The following is a 23,272-nucleotide window of genomic DNA, read 5'->3' on the forward strand; positions in this document are numbered from 1 at the left end:
AGAATTGGAACAAGAACAAATGATATTATCAATCTTATCAAACTCTTCTTTTTAATGCCCGCTAACGGGACGGCTATGAGTAGTTGCGTGGGTTAGCACGAAACTTTACAAGTACACACCAAACCGAAAATCCGCGAGGATTTTCAGAAGTAGGCAAGGACAAGCAATTACTTATAGCCATTGTTAGCGGTTGTTTATTTCCGTCTTAACTTTTTCATATCTTTTTAATATAGGTCCAACGATTGTTTTTTTCTTCAGACTTTCGATTTGCTCATTCAATGCCTTGAGATGTGCTGTTTTTAAGGCTTCGTTCTTACTTGTAATTATGTTAGGTATTACACCAGTTCCTTCCCAGTCCAGTTCTGTAACAGGGTGGATACTACGGCTAACCGGAAGTTGTATTAGATAATGATCGTTTACTTCCATAAAATCAATTGCGTGAGCGGCTCCTGCACTAGTTTGTCCAATTATTATTGCCTTATCAAAATGTTTCATAGCATAAGCAAATTGTTCTGCTAGTGAGAAGGTACTCTCACTTACCAATATAAATACAGATTTATTTAAATAACGTTCTCCTCCAATTTCTTCAAAAGTAGAAGTAGATTCTCTCTCTTCCGAACGCCTTTCGTAGCTAGACATCCATAAGGTCGGCTTTTCATTAAAGAAATAACTCGCCAGATAACCATCGGTTGGGCTATATCCGCCTTGATTTTCAGTCAAATCAATGATTAACGCATCAGTGTTAGCTACGAACCCCATAGTGGCATCAATCGTTGGTTTAACCCAGTCTAATGGTTGCCAAAAATTTAGTTTTATGTAGCCAATATTTCCTCCCAGTATCGCAACTTTTTCAAAGCCAAAATTCTCTTTTTTTGCATACCATAAGTTCCAATCAATTTTTTCTTCAGAATTCTTTTCTATTTTCTCTTCGGTTGTCGTTTCTTGTTGTCGTTTCAAACCTTCACGTCTAGATTTTACCAATTCAGGATTATATTGGATTTTGAAATGTTTATCCTTCGTGATTTCTACAAGGTCATTGGTTAAAGCATCAGCAAAACTCATATAGTCAATTATGCCATCATATTTTCCGCTCAAGTTTAGACTGTCCAGAGAGTTGTTGAAATGTTTAGTAGGCTTTGCAAACACATAATTTGTATGTATTAGTTTTTTAATGCTCTCAATCGTGGTACTTTTTTCATTGTCAGATATGTTTTCTTGAGAAAAGGTTGTAACAGGTGCTATTATTAGCAAAAGGATTAAGATTTGTTGAATTCGCTTCATATTTTTTTATCAGTAAATTGTTTTTTTCAAAAAATCAGTTTTTATAATGACCGATAACGTTAAGTATAAGAAATCGTAGGGCAGTTAAAAAGCACTTACGTTTCGGTTTATTACTTAGCTAAATATAAATATTTTGCTTTTAACTTTTGTTCTATGAATGCCAAATTTTATATTTAGCGGACTTTGTTAATATTTACTGACCTTTCGGTTTAGCACAAACGCCCTATGTTTTTTATACATTGTTGTGCGTAGGCTTTTTTTCGTCCAGTATTTTATTCGCTTGTACAATATGTCGGTCATTATGATATATGACAACTCTGAATGTATCTCCAAGCTTTAATTTAATCCACTTGGATATGCTAATCGCTGTTTTGGTTTTGTTCAAATCTATTTCTTTTGACTTGTCCAAAAGATTTAATAATTGCTCTTGTTGATTAATAAAACGCACAATAGTCCTTTTGTCCAACCCACTACCAATAGGGTTTTTGTCCTTAAACGTTTTCATTTTATTCAGTTTTTCCTTTGGCAACATACTTTTTGCAAAATAATTACCTAAAAATCCAGGTTTGAAGCTTTCTTTCGGAAGTGTTTTTGAACTTTCTATTCTGTTCTTGATTTCTGGAATATAAAAATCTCCGTACAAATTCAAATGCTCGAAACATTCTAAAATACTCCAACTTCCTTGTTCAATCCTCCAATTCAGCTTTTCGGTTGAAAGGGAATTGAATTTTTCGGCTTGGTTGATATTTATTCGAGTTCTTTCTATCAAGTCCTGTATTAATTGTTCTGATTTTATTGTCATTGTTTTTTTAACAAAAATCGGTAATGTTCTTTCCAAAAAGATTGATTTGGATTAAGACTTTTTGATTCTTGATAATGTTTCGGGTGTCATTCTCAAGTACGATGCAATATACTTGTTTGGGATTTCTTGAAATAATTTGGGACTTCTTGCCAAAACTCTTTTGTACCTTTCTATTGGCGAAGAAGTTAAAATATCTCGTTCTCTTTCCATTTGTTGAAATATCAAATCTCCGAGCATTATATGCCAGATTTTGGTATTTTCTACTGAACTTTCTATCAAGTTCATAAATGTCGTCTTTTTGATAACTTTTAATTCCGTTTTTTTTATTGCTTGAATGTATAAATCTGACGGTTTTTCAGTCATAAAAGAATCCAAAGACGCTATGAAATTATTTTTATAGCCAAATCTTATTATATTCTCTTCAAATTCGTCCAACACATAGATTCTCAAACTTCCACTGACTACAAAGTAGAGATTTGTATCAATGCTCCCTTTTACCTTTAAATGTTCTTTTCGGCTTAATTCTAGCTTGTTGTCCCATAAATTCTGCTGGTCAATTTTCTCTATAAAGTTTGTTATCGGGTTCATTTTTTTAGCTTACGCACAACAACTGTATAAATGCACTGGTGCGTTTATTTGTCTTATAAAATTAAGGTGAATCTAGTAAATTACAGATGTTTTTGAAAGTATTGTCCGCTACATGAGTGTATACCTCCGTCGTTTTACTTGACCGATGCCCAAGTAATACTTGAATATGGCGTAAATCTGTTCCTTGCTCAAGCAAATGAGTAGCAAAGGAGTGCCGTAACATATGAGGGTACACCGATTTGCGTATCCCAGCTTTCCGGGCAGCCATCTTCACAATCTTACGCACACTACTTCCTGAGTACTTCCCACCTTTTTCTCCCTCAAACAGGTATTCTTTGGGCTTATGTAGGCTGTAATACTGCCGTAAATCCTGCAAAAGTGCTTTAGAAAGTAGCGTGTATCTACCTTTTCCGCTTTCTACCCGTATTAGCATACGTTTACTATCTATAAGCTTCAAATTCAAAAGTTCGCCTCTTCGCAATCCCAGCTGAAGCGGTATTATCGCTGGTTTTTCCAGAAGAAAAGTTTAGCCATATCGTCAACATGAATATACAACAAGAGACGAACCCGGTCTACGCGACCCGGTCTACGTGACCCGGTCTGGCGAGACCCAGTAGAAATGCCGGTAGTACGCTTAGAAACGTTGGGCAAGAAACACGAACCCTTCACTGAGGAATTGCGTGATGAGTTAGCACCTCTCCGTAAGCTCATTAAGGCTTATAATGACAGCATGATAAATACTAAAACGGTTAGTAACACAGCTTGGCTAAGGGTTAAATTCATAGTTTGATCTCTATCTATTGATCGATTCGATCAATGAGCTTCTTCAGCTCATTGATCTCTTCTTCGCTTAACTGCTCTTCTTCTACCATAAAAGACAGTAGCGACACCGGTGAATTATCAAAGTAGCCCGAAAGAAGTTTCTTGATGTACAACTTCCGGTATTCTCCTTTAGAAATAGCCGGGTAATATTCGTAGGTTTTTCCGTAGGCTTTGTACGCTAAATATCCTTTCTTCTCTAAAAGCCTCACTACCGAAGAAATAGTGTTGTACGGTGGTTTTGGATCATCCGGCAGTTGTTCTATTACGTCCTTGACAAAGGCTTTTTTCAACCTCCAAAAAACCTGCATAATCCGTTCTTCCGTTTTTGTTAGTTCTTCCATATTACTTTAATTACTCAGCTTTAGGTTTTAGAATAAATTCTATGGTAACTTCTTTGTTTTCAGGATCAGGTATTGGATTGATTCCAACCTGCTCAGAATCAAAGTAACCCATATCAGCAATGGCTTTTTGAGACTCAACTAGCTTGGAGCGATTAAATAACTCCCCTGGTTTAATGGTAATTTCTTCCAAAATCGTTTCCTCAGCTATATCTTGATTTCCCAGAATATGAATCTCACTGATTTTGATTACTTCGCCTTCGTAGATACTCAATACTAGATCAACTTTATTTTTTGCTAATTCAACTTCTTGAACATCCACCCTAAAGAATAAGTACCCCTGATCCATGTACAGAGAAGCCATATCGGAGCCGTCGGCACTATAATTTAGCCGCTGATTCATCTCTGCTGAATCATACGGATCGCCCGATTGCAAACCAAGCGCTTCCGTCAAAAATTCGTCACTGTAAACCGTATTTCCCTCCCACCGAATCTGTCCAATTGTTCGCATATTATCAGATTTTTCCACGGCTTGATTAGGTGATGACGAAATAGAGCTTGCGTTATTAGTAGGCTCTTCCAGACAGGCACTCAACAAAAATATGCTCGCACACAATGGAATTATTGAAGCGAAAAACCAACGTTGTTTTGGGTGAGATCGTGGTTTGGTTAGCATAGCAATTCGGCGTCCAACTTGCTTACCAAAAAAGCTAGTAGCTAAGGATAGAGGGCGATCTTCGGAAGCCAGTTTGAGCAGTAGGTGAGCGTAGTCTCGTTGCTCTTCCGGTTTTTTCGCAACTGCCTGGTCAGCCAGATACTCATGCACCTCTCGCAACTGTTTCTTGAGATAGGGAATGACCGGATGGAACCACAATAAAATATGAGTTAGCTCAAATAGTAGCAGATCGAGAGTGTGTCGTTGTCGCACATGCACTAATTCGTGCTGCAACACTTGCTGATATTCTGCTGGAGTAAAGGTACTCTGAGAGCTGATGAACACATAGTTCAGAAAAGAAAAGGTTGGCTCTTTGTGAGATAAATTGACAAGCCAGTAATTTCCCTCTCTTCGTTTAGTAGAACATACTATTGATTTGCGGATTTTAGTGAGGTTCACCCCAAAAACTAGCAGTCGGTAAGAAAAGCCTACTGAATAAACTACTAACAATAGCAACGGCAAACTAATTAGCGATGCCGTTTCTGATGTAGCAGTGGGACTATTCAAAACTGACGATGGTGTCAACCAATTCAGAGTAAAGATTGGATTTGAAACAGCAGGTTCTACTATTTCAGGATTTATCAATTTGCTAAACCAAGTAGCCGGAGTGGGCAATAATGGCAAGACTAAGCTGGCGACTACCAACGAAAGTAAAAAAGCTCTCATCCATGTAAAATGAGTTTGCCGGGAGAGCAGCCATTTGTACACTAAGCCGAGAACTAATAGATAGACGGAGGATTCTAAGAGATACAACAGAACAGTATTCATAAGTTTATGAGTAAGTTAATACTCAAATGTATAACTGATAATTCAGTTATACAACTTATTTTTCAGTTTTATTGCTGAATTTTCAGTTTTACCTCTTTCCTGGCTATTGCTTTTGCACTTCCAATTTCACTTTCTCCTCATTCATCTCATAAGGAAGTTGCCAAGTATTTCCCTGACTATCACCAAAGTACATAACTGATTTAGTGAGTCCGCCAGAATTACCATCAGCCCAGAAGTAAAGAAATGGGTCTTGGCCATTTACTACCCGGCGGACGTAGTTATGATTGCGGGGGCTGTTCTGGGTAACCTGCTGTTGCATCGCCCAAGATTGACCCTGATCGCCGCTAACCCAAATAGCAACTTCTCCGCCTGCGCCGTGCTTCTGAGGTCCGTCAATCGCCGGGGCAACTACTGTCCAATGGTTTTCGTCAATCCACAGACTGCCCATGTCGTAGTTATGGTCGGAGGTAGTGATCGTAAAAGTTTGCCAAGAGGAATCATCGTAATAAGCTACTTGCCACTCGCGAGGACTATTTTTCGGACCGGGTTCGTGACCACCGCTGGTCAGGTATAATGCTACCGGATTGCCGTCAGTATCAAATGCCATATCTTTCAAGTATACGTTCTTCCCTTGGCTTTCATAGTCAATAATACGGGCGGGAGAATCAACTTCAGTAACTGGTATTTCTACTGTTGCTCCCTCAGCAGTTGTCCAGGTTTCACCAAAATCGGCAGATTGCAGGTAGTGCAGACTAGTTCGGCGGTCAACATTTCCGTTGGGGTGTCGGCTAAAGAAAGTAGCCACTTTACCATCATGGTGTCCACTCACTTGGTAGTGACCACTTTTTTCTTCGCCATTCCCGATTATTCCGGCTAGTTTTCGGTCTTCCGTCCATTGCTGCCCGTCCGAACTGGTTTCGTAGTAGAGCTCCCGCACTCCAGTGTATTTAGTAAAAAAGTGGAACATCCCCTTATCTGCGACATACCAGGGCTGGGGATAAGTCATCTCCTCTGTCGAGACCTGAGTAAAGCTGCTTATATCATAAGGCTGATCACTGCGGTACTTAAAACCGGGACGGCTCCGTCCGCGTCCACTCACAAAGACCCACAGATAGCCATCGGGATCAATTAGCAAGCTGGGATTATCATGTGGGTCATCGACGCCTTGCTTATCATAGACTACGGTGGGCTTAATTACGGTACTATCTGAGTGGTCAAAACACCCAATCATGCACAGTAAGTGGCGATCACTTTTACCCGTAGTTCCGCCGTATACAAAAAAGGTTTTATTTACCTCGGGAGCATAAATTGCCAGAGGCTTATGTTTAGCGGTGTAGGTTCCTAATCCGCCGGAGTATTTATCTCCGTATTCGTAATATTGACCCAGCGTGAACCAAATTCCCTGATAGCCATCTTGTTTTTGGTTGTTGTAGTTTAATTGTGCGTTAACATGTAAGCAAGTCGCTAAAAGTAACGTGGTAAGTCCGGTAAATTTAGCATTCGGTTTGGGTAGGTTTAGCATGTGCATGTAGAAGGTTGTTTTTTACAGTATGTATTTCTGGTCAAATCAATGCCGGATGAAATTGCGATTTTATGCAATAAACCTCAGATTGACTATTTTTACTTTTCATTATCTAACCTACCCTACTTTATGAAAGCTTATTTAAGCTCGTTTTTTGTACTTTTAGCTACTTTTTCTTTTGCCCAACCTACACTAGTTGATACCGAACGCTACCCGCTTGACTCTGATTTACCCTACAATGAAGCAGTCCCCACTCCTGAAGACCATTTAGGTTATGAGTTGGGAGCTAAGTTTACGATCTATCATCAGGTAGTTGATTATCTACGTACATTGGCTGAAGCCTCGCCTCGCATTAAGTTAAATGATTACGGCACAACCTACGAAGGTCGTCCGCTAATCTACCTAGCAATTTCTTCGGAAGAGAACCAGCAGAACCTTGGAGAAATTCGGCAGAATAATTTACGCTTAGCCAATACCAACGAACTACGTTCTTCGGAAGCAGAAGCACTAATCACCTCTCAGCCAGTGATTACTTCCATGAGCTACAATATTCATGGCAACGAAGCTTCTGGTACCGAAGCAGCCATGCAGGTGGCTTATCGTTTAGCCGCAGCGGAGGATGAAGAGACCCGCAGTATTCTGAATAATTCGGTAATTATCATGTACCCCTGCATCAATCCCGATGGGCGCGATCGCTACGTCTATTGGTACAATTCTATGCAGAGGAATCTGCTGGCTACCGAAGCCTACGATATTGAACACGATGCCCCATTCCCTAACGGACGAACGAATCACTACTGGTTTGATTTGAACCGCGACTGGATATGGTTAATCCACCCTGAGTCGCGCGGGCACATTAGCGTGTATCAGCAGTGGATGCCACAAGTACACGTAGACTACCACGAGCAGGGCTACAACAATAACTACTTCACCGCTCCCGGAACTACCCCCCGCAACCTGACCCTCCCCGACCGTTACGAAGCCTTGTCTGATACCTTTGGCATGGCCAATGTTCGGGCGTTCGATCAGCATCAGATTTCTTACTTTACTCGCGAAGCGTTCGACTTTTTCTACCCAGGTTACGGTTCTAGCTACCCTAGCGTGATGGGAGCTATCGGGATGTTAGTAGAACAGGGTGGTATTGGCGGTGGGAGAGCCATCAAAACTGATGATGACTTTGTTCTTACGCTTCGGAACCGTCTTTTCGATCATTATACAACGTCTTTTGCCACATTTAACAAAGCAGCTGAAAAGAAAGAAGAACTTCTACGCTACTTCTACGAAGCACTTCGTCCGGCTACTTCCAAGGTTAGTACCCAAGCCTATATCTTACCCGACGATTCCTCGGGCTACCTAAACGACGTAGTTAATATCCTGATGAAACATGGGGTTAGCGTAGACCGGGCCAGTCAAGACTTTTCGGTACGAGATGCACTGGATTACCGGAGTGGAAATTCTTCCGAACAACAGTTTCGCTCCGGTGATATTATTGTTTCCGCTAACCAGCCTCAGCATCTATTCATCAACTCTGTTTTGCAGCCCCAACTGGAGATTGAAGATTCAGTAATGTACGATATGGCCACCTGGTCGGCTCCACTGGCGTACAATTTAGAAGCCTTTGCCACTGATCGCTCGGTTGATGTGTCTAGCGAAGTTATTAGCGAAACACCCGCTCACCCCAGCGGAGTAAGTAACCCTACAGCAACTTATGCTTTTGCCATTGAATGGAAACAACCCAATGCCCCTAGAGCACTTTCCATGCTATGGAGCAAAAGTTATCGGGTACGGTCAACGCTTAAGCCCTTTCGCTCGGGCAATCAGTCTTTTGGTAGCGGCAGTCTGGTTGTGCTACTAGGAAGAAATGAAAAACCCACAGAAGAAGTGCAGCAGGATATGCAACAAATAGCTGACTCTGCTCAGGTTAAAATTTTCGGTGTAAACTCCGGACGAATGACCGATGGAATTGACCTCTCCTCTCGCTACAGCCGTCCGTTGAAGGCTCCCAAAGCCGCCATGCTGGTAGATCAACCCTTTTCAGTCTACAGCTCGGGGCAGCTTTGGTTTTTGTTTGACCAAGTTTCGCACTTTCCTATTACCCGAATTCGGGCGGCTTCGCTTCAGCAGACCTCGCTACCCAAACTAGGGCGGCGTTACGGCTACGCTGACCTCAACAATTTTGATGTGTTACTACTGCCCGGCACCAACAATCTGAAGGAAGTTTTTAATACATCAGCTTTGGCTAATCTGAAGAACTGGGTCAGTAGCGGCGGTACGCTCATTGCTACCGAAGAGTGTGTGACGTATTTGGCACAGGGCGATTCTAGCTTTGCGGGCATAGAAACGCTGAAAGCCCCTGAAGACAGTAGCCAAACTGCTAAGTACCTTACCTACGCTGAGCGGGAAGATTATTACGGCTGGAAGCGAACACCGGGTTCGGCTCTTAACGTTACCATTGACAATACGCACCCATTAGGCTTCGGTATGCCAGAGCAACTTTATTCACTCAAATTTGGTAACCACGCGTTAGCTGCCAACACTAAAATGCAAGCCGTAGGCTACTACTCCGATAATTCCGCAGAACTACTAGCTTCAGGCTACGTGGCAAAAGAAAATCTGGATCACCTAGCCGGACACGTATTTGCGGGAGTAGTACCGATGGGCAAAGGGAAAGTGGTGCTGTTTACTGATAACACCCAATACCGTATGTTTTGGCGCGGTCCCTCCCGCATGATGCAAAATGCCGTAATGCTTCTACCGAGTTTATAAGCGGTTGCACAGAGCTTCTTAGTAGCAAACCATCTGGTTTATTCCCAAAATCGAAGACTTTATAACAGAAAGTGGGTTAAACTGTTTAGTCAGTAAATATTTTTTAATTTATAAACTAACTACTGTGATGAAACAGATCAAATTTTTAGTCTTGGGATTGATCGTGATTCCTATGCTACTTCAATCTTGCGCTAGCGGACTCACCGCCAATATTCGTAAAGCCGGAACATCCTTAGAAACTGGTGACTTAGCCGAAGCAAAAGTACTGATTGACTCGGCGGTAGTAGATTCGGTAGCTCAGCAAGATCCTAAAGCTTGGATGACCTACGGCGATGTATACCTAGCCATTGCCACTGACTCTACCAACTCGGTAGACGCTGAGAATCCGCTGTTAAAGGCGTATCAGGGTTATTCTAGAGTAGTAGAAATGGAGGACACCGCTTCCCTACTCGGAGTTCAGGCCAACCAGCAGATTGAGCAGGTATGGGCCAATGCTATTAACAATGGAGCCAGTCTTTACTCTGCTCAAAACTACGACGAAGCGATCAAGCTATTTGACGTAGCAAAAATGGCCATGCCCGATGATACTACGGCGTACATCTACGGAGGAATTTCAGCCCAACAGGCGGGTAATCTGGAAGCCGCTGCTGAAGACTACGCTTTTTTAGTAGACTCGTTAGATTATGAAAGCAAGGATTTCTACAACAGTCTGATTTACATTTACTTGGTAGAAAATAAAAACGAAGAAAAAGCATTAGACTATCTTCAAAAGGCTCAAGTCGCGTTTCCTGATGATCCAGAATTTTTAAAGCGGGAAATTACCATGCTAATCAATAATGAGAAGTACGACGAAGCCGAGCAGAAGCTCACCAAAGCAATTGATGCCGAACCCGATAACCCCATGCTGTACTACAACCAAGGGTATCTGTACGAGCAAATGGGCAAGGGCGAGCAAGCGGTTGAGAGTTACAAAAAGTCTATTGAGCAGGATGCTCAGTACTTTGATGCTAACTTTAATTTAGCGGCGTACTACTATAATGAAGCAGCTGAGATTTTAGCCGAAGCGAATAACATGGAGCTGAAAGAATATCAGGAGAAAGGCGAGGAAATTGAGAAGCAGGCAAAAGAGTATTTTGAAAAAGCCCTACCGTATCTGGAGACTTCTCAAATGCTGGAGCCCGATAACCAGAAGGTGCTCTCCACACTTTCTACCATTTACCAGCAGCTCGGTATGAACGAAAAAGCAGAAGAGATTGACACCAAGTTAGAGAGTATGTAATTATGAAAGAGAGAGGGTGTACGACAGCGCGGCCCCCCCGCAATTTTACAAAAACTCTAAAAAAGTGACGTACCCCCGAATGAGGCAAGAAGGTCCGCAGCTTTGTCGTACAACCAAAGAGAGGTTAGTCACCTCTCTTTTTTTGTTATCACCACACGAATAAACCTCGTCTAATCTACATCTAATAATTCTTCCCCTACATTTAGGCGGTAGGCCGCTCCTAAGTCTGCCCCAACCACACCAAATTATCTAGAACCTTATTTTTGTTACTCATCACTCAATTAAAAATTTGGAATAAATATTCCAAAAACATCAACCTTATTTTGGAATGGTCGTTCTATAAATCAATTTCCAACATTTAAAACCAAAATATCATGGCAGATTTATCAGGAAAAGTAGCCGTTGTAACCGGCGGAAATAGCGGAATTGGATTCGCTACTGCTCAAAAGTTCAAAGCAGACGGTGCTAATGTCATCATCACCGGACGCTCGGCTGAAAAAGTAGAACAGGCCGCTCAGGAATTGGGTGTTACCGGGCTAGTAGCCGATGTAAGCGATTTGGCCGCTATCAATCGATTAGTTGAACAAGTTCAATCTGAATTCAGCTCCGTAGACATCTTGTTTATTAATGCTGGAGTGTTCTTTCCTACTCCGGTGGGGCAAATTTCTGAGGAGTTGTACGATACGCAAATGAATATCAACTTCAAAGGAGCGGTGTTTACGCTAGAGAAATTCTTACCTATTCTGAACGAAGGATCATCCGTAATCAACCTATCGTCTATCAACGCCTACACGGGCATGGCCAACACCGCAATTTACGCAGCATCTAAAGCGGCCATGAACTCCTACACCCGCACTGCGGCTACCGAGCTGGCACCCCGTAAAATTCGAGTAAATGTGGTGAATCCTGGCCCCATCGAAACCCCTATTTTCGGAAAATCCGGTTTGTCTGAGGAGCAAATTAGCGGATTTGCTGAGTCGGTTCAGGGAAAAGTACTACTCAATCGTTTCGGCAAGTCAGAAGAAGTAGCCAATCTGGTGAGCTTTCTGGCTTCTGATGAGGCTCAGTTCATTACCGGAGGCGAGTATAATATAGATGGAGGCATGACTATTCTTAACTAAGCAATAGAGGATATTCTGATAAACTTCTAAGGTTCGTAACGACACGAACCTCGGGGTAAATAATTATCAGAATAAGGTTTAATGGTAATAATAACTTTATCATTTTATTATTTCACCATTACTGAAAGTGGGGTAAATTTAGTTTAAAAGGAATGAATATTCCACAATATGAATTATTAAAGGGATAGAGTTTCTATCCTTTTTTTATGGCACGTCCTCGAAATTTTAACGAAAATCAGGTCTTAGACCGAGCAATAGATGTCTTTTGGGAGAAAGGCTACCATGCTACTTCTTACGAAGACCTAGTGAACCGGATGGGTATCAACCGGGCAAGTATGTATAATACGTTCGGAGATAAGCATCAGCTTTACATTCAGGCGTTGCAACGTTACCGAGAAAAGAGTCGTCAACAGTTTGATCGCTGGCGAGAAAGTGAGTCAAGTATTCAGGAAACTATTCAGATGATTTTAAACGAAGCCGTACACGAATGTGTGAGTGATAGCCAACGTAAAGGTTGTATGGTAGTAAATTCAGCCACGGAACTGGGCCCCAGTAACACTGAGATAGCGGAGATTATACGCGAGAATCAGCAACAGGTAGAGTCGGTACTAAGCGAACTATTTACCCGAGCGCAACAGCGAGGTGAAATTGCGGCTGATCTTAAGCCTGAGGCCCTGGCTCGCTTTTACTTTAATACATTTAGTGGATTACGGGTGATGGGCCGAGCTAATCCAGACGCTACCGTCTACCGAGATGTAGTTGATGTGGCCTTACGAGTAATTGAGTAAAACTGATTTAGACAACCACTAAATTTTTTACTGATTTTTTTAGTAATAGTCTCGTTTATCGTTTACTTTTTGCCCATTATTTACCCTACCCATTTTTAATTACGAATGAAAAAGATTCTGGTATCCTATACCTTGCCCGAAGAAGGACTCAAACCACTGAAAGAGCATTTTGAAGTAATCTACCCTACCGATAAGTATCGCTTCTCCCGCGAAGAAATTTTGGATAAGATTGCGGAAGTTGACGGATATTTAGCGGTTAACGTATCGGTAGATGCTGAAATAATTGACGCCGCTGCTGCATTGAAAATAATTGCTAACTACGGCGTAGGCTACGATAGTATTGACGTGGATTATGCTACCCAACAAGGTATTGTTGTAACGAACACTCCCACTGCAGTAACTGAAGCCACGGCGGAGACTGCCTTCGGTTTAATACTTTCGCTGCTTCGTAACATCACCTACTGCGACCGCAAGCTTCGCAATGGCGACCCAGGTTTTACTTGGGGCATGCTTCAAAAACATACGGGGAGCTCGCTGTACGGGAAGACACTAGGAATTATTGGCTTAGGTCGCATTGGGCAAGCGGTAGCCCGGCGGGCCATCACTTTTGGAATGAACATTCTCTACTACCAACGTAACCGACTGTTCGACCATTTTGAGCGGCTCTCGAGTGCGCGCTATGTTCCGCTGGAAGAATTACTAACACAATCTGACGTGGTAAGTCTGCATACGCCACTAACCGAAAGCACTCGTCATTTGCTAGGTGCCGCCGAGTTAGATAGAATGAAACCTTCGGCCTTTCTAATTAATACCGCCCGAGGCCCGGTGGTAGACGAACAAGCGTTAATTCATCGTTTGCAAACCGGAAAATTGGCAGGAGCCGGCTTGGATGTTTACGAGGAAGAACCGCACATTCCGAATGAACTACTTCAATTAGAAAATGTAGTGCTTACCCCTCACATCGGCACTGAAACTATTGAGGCTCGTATCGCTATGGCACACGAGGCAACCTTAAACCTACTCACATTCTTTGAAGGAAAAAACCCTCCGCACCAAGTCAATTAATAATTGACAAGGGATAATTGATAGTGTTATGCGGTTTCAACTAAAGTGTTGGTTTTTCTTCCGGGAATTTCTCTAAGTATTCTTTTACGAGAGCTGGAGGCTCTTGTCCTTTGGCTACAAACAGCAGCGACTTCCCGTTCATGCAGTATCGCAGCCCGGTGGGTTTGGGGCCATCGGGAAAAACGTGACCAAGGTGAGAACCACTGCTGCTATCAACTACTTCAATGCGGGTCATGCCGTAGCGATTATCTTCTTTTAGCACCACCGCATCTTTACTAATTGGTTCGTAAAAACTGGGCCAGCCAGTGCCTGACTTAAACTTAGTAGATGACTTAAACAGGGGCTGCCCGGTAGCCGCAGAGTAAAAGACCCCTTCCTCCTTCACATTGTTCAGCGGACTAGAAAATGCCCGTTCGGTGCCTTCTTCCCGCAGGATGTTGTATTCAGTATCGGATAGCATCTCTTTCCACTCCTGATCACTTTTTTGAATCGGATAATCGTAGTTTTCATCCGCCCAAATACCGATGTAGCGTTCGTCATAGTCCGAAGCAGTCGCTTCCATATTCTTATCTTCTTCGTTGTTTTGAGCCGCACTAGGTTGGCGAGAGCAAGCTGCCATAAAAAGTACTACTGCCAGTAAACTAATATTTCTTAAAGAATTCATAGTGTCATTTAATTTCATTTGGTTCTACAACGCGCTGGGTACGCCGATGGTTTGAAATGGCAACGAAAGCGTTCTCCAGACGACAAAAGAGGAGTTTACTGGCTAATTTCCCCCAAAAATACTGCGTATAACATCTTTAAGGCGCACTTTCTTTTCGGGTTGCTTTTTCTTTCTGGCAGGTTGCCGACGCGTAGAGTTAGGCGGGTAGAGTCGCTCGGGCTTCTCATCGTTTCTATCTTTTTTGGCAAATAGCTCCCGAAGAAAGCCTTCCTCTTTGTCTTCCCGATAAGAGTCGCAGGCCAGCGAGGCTTGTACCCAGCGTGATGGCTGAGGGAAACGGGCGTAGCGGAGCTTTTTGAAGGTAGCATCCTCAGTAAAGGATTTCATAAAATTAGCCCAAATTGGCAAAGCCGTATTGGCTCCCTGCCCCAAACTAATGTTACGGAAACGCACTAACCGATTATCCCCTCCTACCCAGGCACCGGCCACCAACTTAGGCGTAGCCCCAATAAACCAACCATCGGCGTGCGACTGCGTGGTTCCGGTTTTACCAATCATATCATTCTTAATACCGTAGCGGTAACGGATACGACGCGCAGTGCCACTGTCCACAACACTCTTCATCATCTGTACCATCAGATCAGCCGTTTGCTGAGAAAGGGTTCGCTTAAATTCGGGCTTATCGTTAAACTTGACAATCTCATTACCTTGCTGGTCTTCAATACCTAACACGTAAATTGGCTTTACCGTCATACCCCGGTTCACAAAGGTGCTGTAGACAGTAAGCATCTCGTAAAGAGACAAGTCGGCTGTTCCGAGGGCAATGGCAGGCTCTTCAGGCAAGTCATTTTGCACTCCCATGCGATGAGCCAAATCGACCACCCGCTCTACTCCGGTATTCATCATCAAATCAACCGCCACAGTGTTCACCGAGTGGGTAAGTGCGCCTTGCATAGAGTAGTATCCATTGTATTTACCATCAGAGTTGCCCGGCGACCAATCTTTGTAGTCAGCGTAAATGCGCCGTTCGTTAGAGATATATTCACAAGGATCGGCCCCACTTTCCAAGGCAGCTGCATAGACTACAGGTTTGAAGGTGGAACCCACTTGTCGTTTCGCCGTTACGTGGTCGTACTGAAAATATTTGTGGTCAATGCCACCGACCCAAGCTTTGATATGCCCGTTCTCGGGGCGCATTGCCAGAAAACCGGCGTTCAAAAACAGTTGGTAATAGCGAATAGAATCTAGCGGAGTCATGGTTTTCTCCGTTTCTCCTTCCCAGCTAAAAACAGTCATTAAGGTAGGCGTGGTAAACTCCGCATGAATTTCCTCGTCCGACTTACCAGCATGTTTCCCTCGCTTATAGCGATCTGAACTTACCATTGCCCGCCGAATCATGGTTTCGTCTTCTCCCCAGGGTCGTCGCCCTTCCCAATGCTTATCAAACGTTTTTTGCAAGTCTTGCATCTGCTTTTTCACCGCATTTTCAGCGTGACGTTGCAGACGGGCATCTATGGTGGTATATACTTTTAGTCCGTCGGTGTAAAGGTTGTACGTAGTGCCATCTTCCTTTGGATGTTCGTTGAGCCACTGTTGCACTTCGTGGCGCAACTTCTCACGAAAATAAGGTGCCAAACCGGTATTGTGCGTAATGAAGTTATAGTCTATCTCCAATGGCAACGCCTGCAAAGAGTCTTTGGACGAAGTATTCAGGTATTCGTACTTATTCATCTGGCTAAGCACCACATTGCGCCGTTGCTGGGCTCGTTCGGGGTACAGACGAGGGCTGTACGCGGTAGTTGCCTTCAGCATTCCTACCAATACCGCCGATTCCTCCACCTTTAAATTAGTAGCCGAACGATTAAAAAATCGTCGAGAAGCCGCTTCAATACCGTACACGTTTCCGCCAAAGGGAACCGTATTGAGATACAGCATTAGAATTTCATCTTTAGCGTACAGATTTTCAATACGATGGGCAGTAATGGCTTCGCGAATTTTATTGACTGGCATAGTCAGCAAACCGTGGTGCTGACGAGGAAACAAATTTTTGGCTAGTTGCTGGGTGAGGGTACTTCCTCCGCCGGAGCTTTCGTTTTGCAGTAAAACACTTTTTAACACTACCCGCACCAAGCTGCGGTAATCTATTCCTTTATGTTCATAGAAGCGGGCATCTTCAGTAGCTACCAATGCCTGAAGCAGTGAAGGAGGCACTTTATCAATCGTGGTCACCGTGCGGTTTTCAATGTAGTAGCGACCTAGCAGCTTGCCGTCAAAAGAGTATACCTCTGAGGCAGTATGATTACGAATGTCTTTTAGTTCGGCATAATTGGGCAACTCGCCAAACCAGCCGGAATAGACAGCATAGAGTAAGCCACAGGCAGAAAGTACACCTACCAACCCCAATAAAAATAATCGGAATACTAAAAACTGAAACGGTCGACGGGTAAACCGACGATACTCCTGAAGAAAGAAGAAGCGGACTCTGTTTATCATACGTAACCTGCGCTTGCCAGCCTAAGTAGACAGGCAACTTACCTTAAGCCAAATTTCTAGCAATACTACGAAGGAAATGGTAACTCATTGTACAGATAGTAATGAAAATTATCGTTTGCGAGTAGCTTACAAGCTTTTGAAGGTTAGAACTTGGTCACTAGTCATTAGTCAACAGGTTTAGTTCGGGTGTTTATGTCCGATTGCTCAATTGCTAATTAGTCATTGGTCATCAGTCATTACTCATTGCTCATTGCTCATTGCTCATTGCTAACTGTACATTGCTAATTGCTCTCCGTCCTTTATCAAATAGTGCCAACTTCTGTTGATAATTTCCCCAGTTTGTTAGTAACCACCTCATCATCTTCACCAGCTCATGACCGCTACTTCTCTGTAAATCAACACTTTGCAATATTGGCATAGTTCTATTATTAATTCTGAACATAGAAAATTCACATTTAGTGATAGCAAGACTATTATGAGAAGTATAGTACTCTTAGTTAGTTTGTTTATATCAACCTTAACCGCTCAGGGTCAGAATAAAACTCGCGAAACTGTTGCGCTAAATCAAGCGAATCGCTACGAAGCTCTTGAACCAAATGAGGGCAAAATTCCCCTTGGCACACAAGAAATTCCTCAGGAGGTGCGGATCGCCTTTCAGAATAGTGTTTTTCAGCATACTGAAATTGTCCAAATCTTTTTGTTACAAGACGAAGCACTACAGGACGTTATTGATGCAGAATCATCCGACCAGCCACTTTATTTGTACGAGTTTCAGTTACGCTCGCGGGGTAAGTTATTCCGACAATATTTTACCAGCAAAGGCGACTTATACGTATTGTCTGACTCAGTGTAACTTCTTTCGGGTGGTTACACAAGGTAATTAGTTTCATTTCGTTCTAAGTGCAAACACAACAATTTTGCTTATGCGTCATTGGATTAGCGGCTTATTTTTATCTACCTCCATCTGCGTGGGTATGACCGTAAAAAACTTAAATGAAGAAACCATCGGTACTGTAGAAAAAACAATTATTGAAGCGCACACGGGTCGACTTACCGGGCTGCTCATTCAGGTGTCTGAGCAGTGCTTGCCTGAGCAAGAGCGGCAACGCACCAAAGTGGTTTCTCCTATCTCGTCGGTGTTGGTAAGTCAGGCTCAACCGAACACTCTGTACTGGAATATGTCGAGGGATCAGCTACAGGCAACCTTATGCCCTCCCCAAAGCTAATTGAAATCGTAGTGTAATTAGTACTAGTACGCCAAGCTAAGCTTACCACTACCTAACGGTTGTGGATAGAAGGACTGATGTATACCTTTACTCTATTTTTGCCTACGTTGCTTATTCCGAATGAGCAATTATCAAGGTGATAAGAGGGTGTTGTATTGAACACAGCGGCAAAAATGCCGATTACTACCCAATTATCTTAAAAAGCTACTAGCAGTATTTTAGTAGGGAATAACTAAACTTTACGGAGATATTTGTTAAATGCCGTAAACTACACTTCAGATAACTGAAAGACATACTTTAATTTGATTCCTTCGCGCTACGTCTTCCGTTTTGAAAAGTTTTATTTGGCATAACCTTTTTGCTTAAAATCCCGTTATAACACTTAAATACCTAATTTTTTTCATTTTTAAACTACACATACGTAATGAAGTATAGCAATAACTTTTTAAAGAAATTTACTACCTATTTTGTCAGTGCTGGTGTTGTACTGTTCACAGCAGTGGGCTGTAGTTCTTCCAACGAAAATGCCGAGGCGACCAATGAACCAGCTACTGAGGCGCAAACCGAAGTGGCCGAAATGGAGGAAAATGAGGCCATTCAGCAAACCGAAATGAGTGATGTTGAAACTGAGAAAGTAGTTAACACTAAACCAGCCATTGATCGCACCTCTGAAGAATTTCGCCAGATGAAAGAATTGCGGGAGCGCAATCGTAATAATGAAGTATTAGCCGGAATTAATGTGAAGTACGGTGATTGGGATGCTGACGGCGATAATGCCCTAAATGAGCGTGAATTTTTTGATGGGTTCTATACTGTCTGGGATTTTGATAGTAATGACGCGATCAGTGAAGAGGAGTTTAATAAAGCGGCCGAGAATCTATTCATAAACTACGAATTTAGCGAGTACGGAGCGTTCTCCGATTGGGATATTGATGCTAATAATGAGCTAACCAAATCTGAGTTCATGAATGGTTTGAGCAGCATTATTGCATCCGATGCCGGACAAGAGTCGGCTAGTCGGCTCATGACAGTTTGGGATTTAGATAACGATGAGAAGATTGAGAGGATTGAGATGAGCAATATTACCGTATTGCTTGATGCTGACAATAATTAATCTATCTCCTTCCTTTGCTTTACAAGCGGTACCTTCCAGTACCGCTTTTTTTGCTCCAGACCATTCCGCCTACCCTACTCATGCTGAAAACAGCAGTTGCTTTCTAGTGCCAAAAAATAGTTTTATATTGAAACTGTTTAGCCTACAACCAACCTATGAAAAAAGCAAAGCCAGATAACTCGCTTCCGGCACTGATCGGAAAGGCATCTCGCCTACTTACTAATCAGATCACGAAAAGCTTAGCCGAATACCAAGTGACTGCCGAACAATGGGCTATCTTAGACAGCCTTTGGGTTCAAGACGGTCAAACCCAACAACAGTTAGCCAACCTTACCCATAAAAACAAAGCAAGTATCACCCACCTCATTGATAATTTAGAAAAACGACATCTAGTGAAGCGAGTAACTCACGATAAAGACCGTCGAAATAAAATGATCTATCTCACTCCAGATGGTACCAATTTACAAGAACCCCTCACCAAAGCGGTAAAACGAATCCTCAAACAGTTAACTGGTGGGTTGGATAAAAAAGATATGAAAGGCTGTCGGAAAACGCTAAAGAAACTAGTACAGAACTTAGTTGAAGCTTAATATAAAGCTACATTCATTGTTACATTCGCCACCTAATAGTGGGCAAATTGAACCCAAAGAAGAATATGCAAATATCTATTGCTGACCTCCGTAACATCCCTACTTTGCAAGATTTGAGCAATGAAGCCTTACAGTGGTTGATTGACCATTCGGAATGTCGGATACTTCAAGAAGATGAGTATATGTTCAAAAAAGGCGATCCGATTGACTATATGCACATTCTCCTCAAGGGCAGACTGCGAATTAAAGTGCAACAAGGAAAGCAACTGCGCGAGATTAGTGCCATGGAAACCGGTACGATCACCGGTATGCTACCTTATTCGCGTATGAGAGAAGCTACTGGCTTCGGAATTGCTACCGAAGAAACTCACGTGCTCTCACTGCATAAAAAATACTTTGTGGAAATGGAGCAGGTAAGTCGCGATATGGTGCAAGCACTGGTAGGAGTAATGACTACCCGCGCGCGCGATTTCACCCGCCTTCAGCAGCAAAATGAGAAAATGATGGCCTTGGGCAAACTCTCAGCCGGACTAGCTCACGAACTAAACAATCCGGCAGCTGCCATTGTCCGTAGCTCCGATATTCTTCGGCAACACATGCATCAAACGCCCGATAACTTCAAAAAGGTGATTCTGATTCGGCTACAACCGGAACAAGTAGATGCCGTAAATAATATTCTGTTTTCTAAGATTAATACTCCGCCACCTACCCTCACTATGATGGAGCGCAATAATCAAGAAGATGAAATAGCCGAATGGTTGGAAGACCAAGGCTGGGAGGATGGCTATGAAGCCGCTGAGAACTTCGTGGAGTTTGGCATTACCCTGGATGATTTACAAGACATGGAAGAAATTATTGAGGGTAAGCATACCGAGCCAGTATTTAATTGGCTTAACAATGTACTCATCACTGAACGACTAGTAAAAGAAATAGAAGAGGCATCTCAGCGAATAGCGACCCTCATTCAGTCAGTGAAGACCTACACCCACATGGATCGTTCTACCGAGAAAGCCGAAGCGGATATTCATCAGGGGTTGAATAGCACCCTCACTATGCTTAACCATAAGTTGAAGAAAAAGAATATTCAAGTACATAAGGAGTATGCCGAGAACCTACCCAAAACTCCTATCTACGTAAGCGAAATCAATCAGGTCTGGACGAATCTGATTGACAACGCTATAGATGCTATGGAAGAAAAAGGCACATTAATAGTGCGTACTCAAGCCAATAATCAAAATATACGAGTAGATCTCATTGATGACGGAAGTGGAATCCCGCCTGATATTCAGGGGAGTATTTTTGACCCATTCTTCACCACCAAACCCGTGGGGCAAGGGAGCGGGCTGGGGCTAGATATTGTTCAGAAAATTGTTGAGCAGCACCAAGGCACCATCAGGGTTGATTCCGAACCCGGCAAAACTCAGTTTACGATCTGCTTTCCGGTGAAGTAGTCCTTAGTTCTTAGTTCTTAGTTCTTAGTTCTTAGTTCTTAGTTATAAACGCTTTTCTGAAAACTGTGGACAGTGGACTATGGACTATGGACTATGGACTATTAGCTATTAAACAACCAAACCATTTTACTATACTCGCGTTCTAGCAAATGTACTACCCTAACTTTGAGCCGACCCCTTCCCTATGAAACGCCCAATACTTTTCGCCATTGATGATGATCCTCAGGTGATTCGTGCTATCGCCCGAGACTTACGCAGTGAATACAAAAAAGATTACCGAATACTGAGCACTGATTCTACACAAGAAGCTCTTCAATCCCTGGCTGAGCTTAAGAAGCAAGGGGAAGAAGTAGCCATGTTTCTCTCTGACCAACGTATGCCCGATATGTTAGGCGTAGAATTTCTGCAACAGGCTAAAGATTTTTTTCCGAAATCAAAGAAAGTCCTGCTTACTGCGTACTCCGATATTGATGCAGCGATCAAGGCAATTAATGATGTTCAGCTAGATTACTACCTAACCAAACCCTGGGACCCTCCCCAAGAGAAGCTCTATCCGGTACTAAATGATTTGTTAGATGATTGGCAAAGCCACTTCGTTCCTGACTATTCTGGCATCAAAATCGTTGGTTACCAATATTCTCCTAAGTCGCACGAAGTGAAAGACTTTCTGGCGGGTAATTTAATTCCTTATCGCTGGCTAGATATTGAAACTAACCCGAAAGCCTGTGAGCTGCTGGAGTTGAATAATATTGAAGAGAAAGACTTGCCCGCCGTATTTTATGAGGATGGTTCGTACTTGGTTAGCCCTTCAATTAGCCAGATTGCCGAAAAAATAGGCATGAAGCTAGAAGCTACCGCTCAACTCTACGATGTGATAATTATTGGAGCCGGTCCAGCGGGATTGGCCGCAGCTGTGTACGGTGGTTCGGAAGGACTAAAAACACTGTTAATAGAAAAAAGGGCGCCCGGTGGACAAGCCGGAACCAGTTCTCGCATTGAAAACTACTTAGGTTTTCCTAACGGCCTAAGTGGGGCTGACCTTACCCGTCGGGCAATTTCTCAGGCAAAGCGCTTGGGTACCGAGTTTCTCTCTCCGGTGGAGGTTACTAATATTCAGCTTCAAGATCAGTACAAGATTGTGACCCTTTCCGATGGCAGTGAGCTACGAACCAAAAGCATCATCATTGCTACCGGAGTGAATTACCGTAAACTGGAAGCTACCGGCGTACACAACTTTACGGGTGCCGGAGTTTACTACGGGGCGGCTACTACTGAGGCCAATGCTTGTCTGAACAAAGATATTTACATTGTAGGGGGAGGGAACTCTGCTGGGCAAGCAGCTATGTACCTCTCTAACTTTGCTAAACGAGCCTACATTGTTATTCGCAGACCCAATCTTTCCTCTTCTATGTCGCAGTACCTAATTGATCAGATTGATAGTACCGAAAATATTGAAGTACTAGGCGAATCGGTGGTGGTGGAAGCATGTGGCACAGATCATTTGGAAGCACTAGTATTAGAAGATCTTAACGCCAACGAAAAGCGTAAGGTAGACGCAGGTGCTCTGTTTATATTCATCGGTAACCGACCATTTACCGATTGGATTTCGCTAGAGATTGCCAAGAATGAGAAAGGTTTTATAGAAACCGGACAAGATGTAGTGCGCGATAGTAAGAAAAACTGGTCGCTGGAACGTGAACCATTTTTGCTAGAAACCAGTGTACCGGGTATTTTTGCTTCGGGCGATGTTCGCGCCAATGCTATGAACCGCGTTGCTTCCGCTGTTGGCGAGGGGGCTATGGCCATTAAATTAGTTCATGAATACCTAGCCACTGTTTAAGCGGAAGCCGGAGTCTGGAGACCGGAAACCGAAGGTGGC

At 43.0% G+C, this 23,272-nt stretch carries 20 protein-coding genes; 11 read left to right on the forward strand and 9 right to left on the reverse strand.

Going from position 1 to position 23,272, the window contains the following annotated elements; translation table 11 throughout:
* Positions 1 to 183: 183 nt before the first annotated feature.
* From P0M28_RS00880 to P0M28_RS00910, 7 genes are all read right to left on the reverse strand, one after another.
* Complete coding sequence (locus tag P0M28_RS00880) at positions 184 to 1,281, reverse strand: S41 family peptidase (protein ID WP_302207474.1); 1,098 nt, start codon at positions 1,279 to 1,281, stop codon at positions 184 to 186.
* 232 nt (positions 1,282 to 1,513) lie between these two features.
* Positions 1,514 to 2,119, reverse strand: coding sequence for a DinB family protein (locus P0M28_RS00885; protein WP_302207475.1), 606 nt, complete (start codon positions 2,117 to 2,119; stop codon positions 1,514 to 1,516).
* Positions 2,120 to 2,134: 15 nt separating this feature from the next.
* Positions 2,135 to 2,671: a Crp/Fnr family transcriptional regulator gene (locus tag P0M28_RS00890; protein ID WP_302207476.1), complete on the reverse strand. Its 537-nt coding sequence runs from the start codon at positions 2,669 to 2,671 to the stop codon at positions 2,135 to 2,137.
* Positions 2,672 to 2,732: 61 nt separating this feature from the next.
* Entirely contained in the window at positions 2,733 to 3,152 is a 420-nt protein-coding gene (locus P0M28_RS00895; RefSeq protein ID WP_302207477.1) for a tyrosine-type recombinase/integrase, read from the reverse strand.
* 316 nt (positions 3,153 to 3,468) lie between these two features.
* Positions 3,469 to 3,834 carry a BlaI/MecI/CopY family transcriptional regulator gene (locus P0M28_RS00900; protein WP_302207478.1) on the reverse strand — a complete coding sequence of 122 codons (366 nt, stop codon included), beginning with the start codon at positions 3,832 to 3,834 and terminating at the stop codon, positions 3,469 to 3,471.
* 10 nt (positions 3,835 to 3,844) lie between these two features.
* Positions 3,845 to 5,314 (reverse strand): M56 family metallopeptidase, encoded by a 1,470-nt coding sequence (locus P0M28_RS00905; protein WP_302207479.1) that lies wholly within the window; start codon positions 5,312 to 5,314, stop codon positions 3,845 to 3,847.
* 103 nt (positions 5,315 to 5,417) lie between these two features.
* Positions 5,418 to 6,842, reverse strand: a complete 1,425-nt coding sequence (locus tag P0M28_RS00910; RefSeq protein ID WP_302207480.1) for a BNR-4 repeat-containing protein — start codon at positions 6,840 to 6,842, stop codon at positions 5,418 to 5,420.
* 123 nt (positions 6,843 to 6,965) lie between these two features.
* On the opposite strand from P0M28_RS00910, the gene P0M28_RS00915 reads away from it, so the two are divergent.
* The 5 genes from P0M28_RS00915 (at position 6,966) to P0M28_RS00935 (ending at position 13,855) form a co-directional block, all read left to right on the forward strand.
* The gene (locus P0M28_RS00915; RefSeq protein WP_302207481.1) at positions 6,966 to 9,602 is read left to right on the forward strand and encodes a M14 family zinc carboxypeptidase; all 2,637 of its coding nucleotides are present in this window, start codon (positions 6,966 to 6,968) and stop codon (positions 9,600 to 9,602) included.
* A 127-nt stretch (positions 9,603 to 9,729) separates the two neighbouring features.
* Positions 9,730 to 10,881 carry a tetratricopeptide repeat protein gene (locus P0M28_RS00920; protein WP_302207482.1) on the forward strand — a complete coding sequence of 384 codons (1,152 nt, stop codon included), beginning with the start codon at positions 9,730 to 9,732 and terminating at the stop codon, positions 10,879 to 10,881.
* Between the two features lie 374 nt (positions 10,882 to 11,255).
* The gene (locus P0M28_RS00925; protein WP_302207484.1) at positions 11,256 to 12,002 is read left to right on the forward strand and encodes an SDR family NAD(P)-dependent oxidoreductase; all 747 of its coding nucleotides are present in this window, start codon (positions 11,256 to 11,258) and stop codon (positions 12,000 to 12,002) included.
* A gap of 206 nt (positions 12,003 to 12,208) precedes the next feature.
* Positions 12,209 to 12,790 carry a TetR/AcrR family transcriptional regulator gene (locus P0M28_RS00930; protein ID WP_302207485.1) on the forward strand — a complete coding sequence of 194 codons (582 nt, stop codon included), beginning with the start codon at positions 12,209 to 12,211 and terminating at the stop codon, positions 12,788 to 12,790.
* 105 nt (positions 12,791 to 12,895) lie between these two features.
* Positions 12,896 to 13,855 carry an NAD(P)-dependent oxidoreductase gene (locus P0M28_RS00935; protein ID WP_302207487.1) on the forward strand — a complete coding sequence of 320 codons (960 nt, stop codon included), beginning with the start codon at positions 12,896 to 12,898 and terminating at the stop codon, positions 13,853 to 13,855.
* A 40-nt stretch (positions 13,856 to 13,895) separates the two neighbouring features.
* Here the strand turns inward: P0M28_RS00935 and msrB are convergent, their stop codons facing one another.
* Entirely contained in the window at positions 13,896 to 14,519 is a 624-nt protein-coding gene (gene msrB, locus P0M28_RS00940; RefSeq protein ID WP_302207488.1) for a peptide-methionine (R)-S-oxide reductase MsrB, read from the reverse strand.
* Between the two features lie 102 nt (positions 14,520 to 14,621).
* Positions 14,622 to 17,012 carry a penicillin-binding protein 1A gene (locus P0M28_RS00945; protein ID WP_302207489.1) on the reverse strand — a complete coding sequence of 797 codons (2,391 nt, stop codon included), beginning with the start codon at positions 17,010 to 17,012 and terminating at the stop codon, positions 14,622 to 14,624.
* A gap of 475 nt (positions 17,013 to 17,487) precedes the next feature.
* On the opposite strand from P0M28_RS00945, the gene P0M28_RS00950 reads away from it, so the two are divergent.
* The 6 genes from P0M28_RS00950 (at position 17,488) to P0M28_RS00975 (ending at position 23,233) form a co-directional block, all read left to right on the forward strand.
* Positions 17,488 to 17,865 (forward strand): hypothetical protein, encoded by a 378-nt coding sequence (locus P0M28_RS00950; protein WP_302207490.1) that lies wholly within the window; start codon positions 17,488 to 17,490, stop codon positions 17,863 to 17,865.
* A 70-nt stretch (positions 17,866 to 17,935) separates the two neighbouring features.
* Positions 17,936 to 18,238, forward strand: coding sequence for a hypothetical protein (locus tag P0M28_RS00955; RefSeq protein WP_302207491.1), 303 nt, complete (start codon positions 17,936 to 17,938; stop codon positions 18,236 to 18,238).
* Positions 18,239 to 18,662: 424 nt separating this feature from the next.
* Positions 18,663 to 19,352, forward strand: coding sequence for an EF-hand domain-containing protein (locus tag P0M28_RS00960; RefSeq protein ID WP_302207492.1), 690 nt, complete (start codon positions 18,663 to 18,665; stop codon positions 19,350 to 19,352).
* A 155-nt stretch (positions 19,353 to 19,507) separates the two neighbouring features.
* Entirely contained in the window at positions 19,508 to 19,942 is a 435-nt protein-coding gene (locus P0M28_RS00965) for a MarR family winged helix-turn-helix transcriptional regulator (protein WP_302207494.1), read from the forward strand.
* 65 nt (positions 19,943 to 20,007) lie between these two features.
* On the forward strand, positions 20,008 to 21,393 hold the full coding sequence (locus P0M28_RS00970) for an ATP-binding protein (protein ID WP_302207496.1): 1,386 nt from the start codon (positions 20,008 to 20,010) through the stop codon (positions 21,391 to 21,393).
* A gap of 184 nt (positions 21,394 to 21,577) precedes the next feature.
* Complete coding sequence (locus P0M28_RS00975) at positions 21,578 to 23,233, forward strand: FAD-dependent oxidoreductase (RefSeq protein WP_302207497.1); 1,656 nt, start codon at positions 21,578 to 21,580, stop codon at positions 23,231 to 23,233.
* The last annotated feature ends 39 nt before the right edge of the window (positions 23,234 to 23,272 follow it).

The sequence above is a fragment of the Tunicatimonas pelagia genome, from assembly GCF_030506325.1.
GTDB lineage: Bacteria > Bacteroidota > Bacteroidia > Cytophagales > Cyclobacteriaceae > Tunicatimonas > Tunicatimonas pelagia.